The 6,570-nt window shown below is 38.5% G+C and carries 1 protein-coding gene; it reads left to right on the top strand.

What is annotated here, in order from left to right; translation table 11 throughout:
* Positions 1-958 precede the first annotated feature (958 nt).
* The gene (locus CKF54_RS05395) at positions 959-6,124 is read left to right on the top strand and encodes a filamentous hemagglutinin N-terminal domain-containing protein (RefSeq protein ID WP_119525342.1); all 5,166 of its coding nucleotides are present in this window, start codon (positions 959-961) and stop codon (positions 6,122-6,124) included.
* Positions 6,125-6,570: the final 446 nt, after the last annotated feature.

The following is a 6,570-nucleotide window of genomic DNA, read 5'->3' as shown; positions in this document are numbered from 1 at the left end:
CTCTGCTTCAACTCTGCTTCAACTATACTTCATCGTTTCTAGGCTCTACCACAAAGTAGCTAAAAATCCAGAAGATATCTAGCAAAAACCCACCCTTTAGAGAAATAACTAACTAAATTCCTTTAAACCTTGATTTATCTTTACTTTTTGGAAGATTTATCGCAATATGCCAGAAAAAAATGCTATCATATAAGTTAGTAATACAGCAAACTGTTCTTATAGATAATTAAGCATTTTCTAGCAAAATGACATAAGTTTTATAACGAGGTTGTGACAATTTCTTTAATTATCTTAAGCCCTTTAATTGCATATCAAGCCCCTTTTACCCTCAACCATATGCTGATGGTTCGCAAACTTAATTTTAGATTTAGCTTACTTTTACAACTTAAGTAAGAAAATAAGTAAAAATTTATAACTATCTTTTCTTCGGAGAGTTATTCAGCCAAGCGCAAATACGCAAATCTATCTTACTTTAGCTTTGCTGTACTTATACAAAATAAAGCTATATCTTTCTAAAAGTACCCAGCATATTCAGATAAATCTTTATAGTTCCAATAACTTAGAACTAATACTTTTACAGTCATTTCAACCTCTTTTACCATTGCTAATTATTGTATTTTTTCTTATCAGCTATCTGTATTTTTCTTATTAGCGATCCAATTCCAGATATCTAACATCAGGTATCAGCTGTTTTTGATAAAACCCTTGGCATGGGGATAACAATAATTAGCAACTAGCGGTCATTTGCTATTTTGTAGCTATTGCAATTCTTGTTAGCTACTGAATTCTTGGTAGCTATTGCAATTCTTGATAGCTACTGAATTCTTGATAACTATTGCAATCTATGGCAAAGATTGCAATTCTTGGCAACCATATTGCAATTGACCTCCTTGGTAACCTTTGGCAATCGAATTTTAATATTTAATTTTTACTTCTAAAAACTAAATAGGACCTTTAAATGAATCATTGTTACAAATTGAAGTTTAACCGTCGTACTCGTTCTTTAGATGCAGTGGCAGAAATATCTACTAGTGCAAGTGCACAAGGTAAAACCTCAACTCACAAATCCCTCCTCAACTTTAGTTTGGTTAAAAAAGCTTTAAGTGGTTTAACTCTTGCTTTCCTAGGGGCAAACTTAATCTCTCCAAGTTTTGCTACAACTCGTACTGGCATGAATGTAGTGCATGGGCAAGTACAAACTCTAGTTACAGACGCTGTAACTAGTTATCAAACTACTCCTAACACAATTATTGAGTGGCAAAAGTTCAATATTAACTCTCACGAGATCGTACAGTTTTTACAAGAAAGTGCCAACTCTGCGGTTCTTAACCGTATCTTAGGTGGTGAAGTTTCTAAAATCCTTGGAACTTTACAATCAAACGGTAAAGTTTTTCTTGTTAACCCAGCTGGGGTGGTTTTTGGTGAAAATGCAAAGGTAGAAGTGGGTTCATTAGTTGCTTCTACCCTTGATCTAACCAATGAAGACTTTTTAAATGGTCAGTATGTTTTTAACCAAGAAAAAGATAAAGCTCTAGCGAGCATTATCAACCAAGGTATGATCAAGGTTCAAGAAGACGGAACTCTTGCTCTGGTTGGTGGTCAAGTAGTAAATACTGGTGTACTTGAAGCTAAAAATGGTACAGTTTATCTTTTAGCAGGACAAGCAATTACCATTCAAGACTTGTCTAACCCTCTAATCTCTTATAAAGTAACTGCTGATAACCAAGCGGTTAACCTTGGTGCTATCTTTGCTAAAAATGTCGCTCTCTTAGGTCACCAAGTAGCACATGGTACAAGTTTTGCAGATCTCCTAACTCCAGCAAGCCAAACTAAAGCAAGCATTAATGCAAATGGCGAAGTTCTGCTTTACGCTGGAAGCGTAGCTGAACAAGGACAAACTACTGCTGATGCGCATAACTTTGTTACCCCAACTGCAGATAAAGCAGGTCTAGCTGTACAGGCAGGTGTGATTGCTGGTAACCAAGATTCAACTAGTTATAGTCAACAAGGACAAGCTCGTGCTAACAAAGTTAGCGTTCTTGGTGATCATGTAGTGTTAACTAACCAAGCCCAAGTAACTGCTACTCAAGTAAATGTTGGTGGTGATTTAAAAGGTAAAGGTACCGTTAAATTAGCTTCAACTACTTTAGTAGCAGAGCAAGCAGTTGTTGATGTTTCTGCGGCAAACGGTGATGCTGGACAAGCAATTGTTTGGGGTGACTTAAACCAAGTTAAAGGTACTTTTATTGCTACAGCTGCTAATGGTAAAGGTGGTTTTGTTGAAACTTCAGGGAAAACGTTAGATCTAGCAAATAGCTTTGACGTTGACACCAGAGGTAGCGCAGGTAAAGGTGAATGGTTACTTGACCCTGAAAACCTCCACATTGTTAACTCAACTACTTACGATGCCAAAACTGCAGAGACTGACGAAAAAGTTTCTGATCTAAGCCCAAACAGCAACCAAGTTACTTACAAAACTGCAAGTGCAGATAGCACAAAAACCGATTCTTACTTACTAGATAAAAAAGTAGAAGAGCTTTTAAAGAGCAACAACGTTACGCTTGAAGCAACCAATAACCTAAGTGTAACTGGAGCTAGTATTGATACTGAACAATACAAACAGGAAGACTACGGTGTTGAGGGTAAAGCAAACGGTTGGTTAAACTTAACTGCGCAAAATGTTAGTTTTGAAGACTCAACGGTTAAAACTCGTTCGGTAATTGCTACAGCGAGTAACAATGTTACTGTTAACAACAGTACTCTTAATGCAACTTTCCATTTAAATCTAACTGCTGGTAATCAAGTATTAACCAGCGGGGATAAAAATATCCTAGACGCGTATGCTGTTGATGTAACTACCAACGGTACCTTACATTTAAAAAATGTAACTATGAACACTGGTACCTATACTCCTGCAGGTATCACTAACGTAACTTCAATTCGTTTCAATAGTAAAGATGATCTAATTCTTGAGAACATCACAGCTAAGTCTGACTTTGGACAAGTACGTATTACTACTTCAGGTGACGGTAAAACTCTACACGTACTTAACTCTACCCTTACCAATAACTGGCAAGAAGTAATGACCCACGCTATAGGTAAAGGTGGTGAAGTAAAAGTTGAGGGTAGTGTATTCGACGCTCTTGTAAACTACTACATTAAAGGTGGTAAGGTTACTTTAAAAGACTCTAAGTTCTCTAACCAAAGAGAAACAGAGAAAGCAAACCAAAGTACCATTGTCCTCAATGGTAACGGAGATGCTTTCTTAGATAACGTTACGCTAAACACTACGAGCAAACTCCAGTTCCAAGCTAAGAAAGGTGATAATGGTAAAGCTGGTAACTTTACAATTAACAACTCAAACATTTCTGGACAAGGTATTGAAACTTTTGGAGGTACCCTTCAAGGTTTATTTGTAACTAACTCAACAATTTCGAGTAACACAGGTTTACAACTTAATGTCGAAGAGAATGTAAGCATTAAAGGTGGTAGTGTTGAAGCTAATAATATCCGTCTAAACTCTACTAGTGGTAGTTTCACAGCTGACGCAGATGAAAATGGTAACGCAGCTAAAATTAGATCGCGAGCTACTTACTTAAATATCAGTGCAGGTAAAGACATTACCTTAGGAAAAGTTGAAGCTGCATCAGGACAGAATGGTCAAGCGGCTGTACTTAACCTCAAAGCAGGCAAAGTATCTACTAACACTACTGCTGATAAACAAGCTAAACTTTCTGGTCGTTCTCTTAAAGTAGAAGCAACCAATGAAGTAGCCCTAGATCACGTTGATATCAGCGTAACCTCTGACGCTACTTTAAAATCAACCTCTAGCACCGTTACTCTAACCAATGCCAAAGTAAAAGCTGATACCTTAACAGCCTCTACTGATACTAACGCAAAAATCACAATTGACTCTACTGACCTAGATGTTAGTAAAAAAGTTCAACTTGACAGTAATGACACAGAGTTCAAGAACAACACAGGTTCAGGTGCAGAGAAAGCTCAAACTACAGATGGTACAACCATCCAAAACACTAAAGAGTCAGATACAACACCTGAAGTAGCCGCACAAGAATCTTCAGACGCTAATTCAGGAACTACTACTGACTCAACTTCAGGAACTACTTCTGAAACCAATTCTCCAACAACTGGATCGGAAGAAACTTCAACTGGAGCTGCAGAATCTCCTACTACAGAAACCTCAACTGTAGAATCTGATAGCAACTCTGCGCAAGAAAATCCTGCTGCAGGATCTGAAACTGGTTCAGCACAAGACACTGAATCTCAAGATCAAGTTTCAACTGCTCAACCAGAAAGTTCAGCTTCTCAACCAGACCAATCTTCTACTCAATCAGAAGAAACTGAAGTTAAAACTGAAGGATCAGAACCTCAAGCAGAACCTCAAGCAGAACCTCAAGCAGAACCTCAAACAGAAACTCAAACTTCTCCAGCTACTGAAACTGAAGACACAGGTGCAACAGCAGAAACAGGAGAAACAGAATCAACAGGTGATAAGTCTACTACAACTAATACTGAAGAAACTAATGTAGAATCTCCAAAAGCAGATACTCCAAAAGAAGAAGTAACTGAACAAGGTGAGCAAGAGGGGCAAACTGAAGCAGAAACTCCAGCTACAACAGAGAATCAAGCTCCTGCTGCAGAAGTAGAAGATAAGAAATCTGAAGAATCTCAAGATTCAGTAGAGCCTAAAGGTACTGAAGAAAGTTCAGAAGAAAGCAAAGAAAAAGGCGAAACAGGTGGTTCTGACGCAACTGACACTTCTGACGCTTCCGAATCTGTAACTGATAGTCAACCTACAACTCCTCCATTAGCAACTGAAGAAGTTGAGAAAGAGGAAGAAAAAGATCAAGTAGAAGAAAGTAAAGGACAACAAGATCCTGAAACAACTACTTCTAATCCTGTAACTGAAGAGCAACAAGAGGAAACTCAACAAGAAGATCAACAAAAAGATCAACAAAAAGATCATTCTGATGAAGAAGCTCCACAAGGATCTCCACAGGAAGAACCTAAAGCCGATTCTCAAGAACCTGCAAAACCAGCAGAGGAGAAATCAGAAGAAGCTGAAGAAGAAAAAGTTACAGAACCTTCAACAACTCCGGAACCTGTAGATCCTGCTCCACAAACTCCTGCTCCAGTGGAACCTGAGGCAAAAGAACCTGAAGTTGCTGAAACAGATACTGACGTTTCAACAGGTGATCAATCTCCATCTGAAGATGAAGAAAAAACTGCAGAGGCGCCTGTACCATCACCAACTCCTGAAGATAATCCTAAAGCATCTACTGAGGAAGAACCTAAACCTAATACACCTACAGAAGATGTAAACAGAGACGAAGTTGCTCAACCTATAGAAGACAAACCATTGGAAGAACAAAATCCATCTGAAGGAACTGGTACAAGTACTGACGTAGATGTTGAAGTACAAGACTCTGATGAAGAGAAAGTAAAAGAAAGTACAGAAACAGCAGAAACTCCAGAGCTTCCAAAAGCTCCTGAAGTTCCAGCAGAGCCTGTTACCCCTGTAGAACCAGCAAAACCTACGGATCTACCTAAAGAAGAACCTGAAGTTGCACTACCAGAGGCAAAACCACAGGATCCACAACCTGATGTTGAAAATCCTCCAGTTGAGCAACCACAGCCTGAACAGCCTCAAGAGGGTGACACTTCTCCGGTTCAACCTACACCACCTGCGCCACCAGCTTCAGCTGACAATGCTAATACTCCTCTAGTACCACTAGTTCCTGCAACTAAGTCAGAACCTAGAGAACCAACGAGCACGATTCCTCTATCTATTCGTGCACAAACAGCAATTAGTCAAGAAGTAAATGACAAAGGTGATCACGAGCTTAAGAGACTTATCTTCATTGCTCAAGAGCAACAACCTTTACCACAAAACTCTGGTCCTCAAGAAGCTCCTCCTGTGATTTTAAAAGCAGAAAGCTTCCAAAAACTTAATAGTTGTAAGGTAGGTGCTTCTGGTAGTCAACATTTAGGAGGTCTAGGAGTAAGTGCTGGAGATATTAGTACTCTAAGTCTAGGTGAGATTGCTTCTAAATACAATTTAAGTGCTAGCGACTTAGCTGGAGCTAGTTCGGATTGTCAATAATTTTTACAATCCACCTCTTTCAAGTTCAGGATAGATCAGGAACACCAGATTTTGCAATCTATAACTAGATCCATAATCTGATCTATGACTAGATCTCTAGCTAGATCTACAACCTGATCTACAACCAGATTCATAAAGGTAGATACCTCTACCTTTATAACAAGTTCTAAATAGAGTTCTATTTAGAAACCCCGCTATACTAACTATAGTCCTTATTTGCTATAGCCTCAAAGTCTACCGACTAAGAGGCTTTAGTGAAATTCATGATGTTAGTAAAGTCAACTAATAGCAACAAGTAAAGTTAACTCCCCAAGCAGAGAAATGTTTGCCTCTAACTGCTTGGGGAGTTTTTTTGTTTGCTCTTGCTGAATTACTGAATTAATGAATTACTGAATTTTAAGCTAATCGATTACTAATTTTAGGTTGTTTATTTAGGGATTCCCGAA

It is taken from the genome of Psittacicella hinzii, assembly GCF_003585885.1.
GTDB lineage: Bacteria > Pseudomonadota > Gammaproteobacteria > Enterobacterales > Psittacicellaceae > Psittacicella.
This window is presented reverse-complemented; position numbering and strand designations above follow the sequence as displayed.

Excerpts from the sequence above, each read along its gene's own strand:
- CKF54_RS05395 (WP_119525342.1), top strand. The coding sequence starts at position 959 with ATGAATCATTGTTACAAATTGAAGTTTAACCGTCGTACTCGTTCTTTA.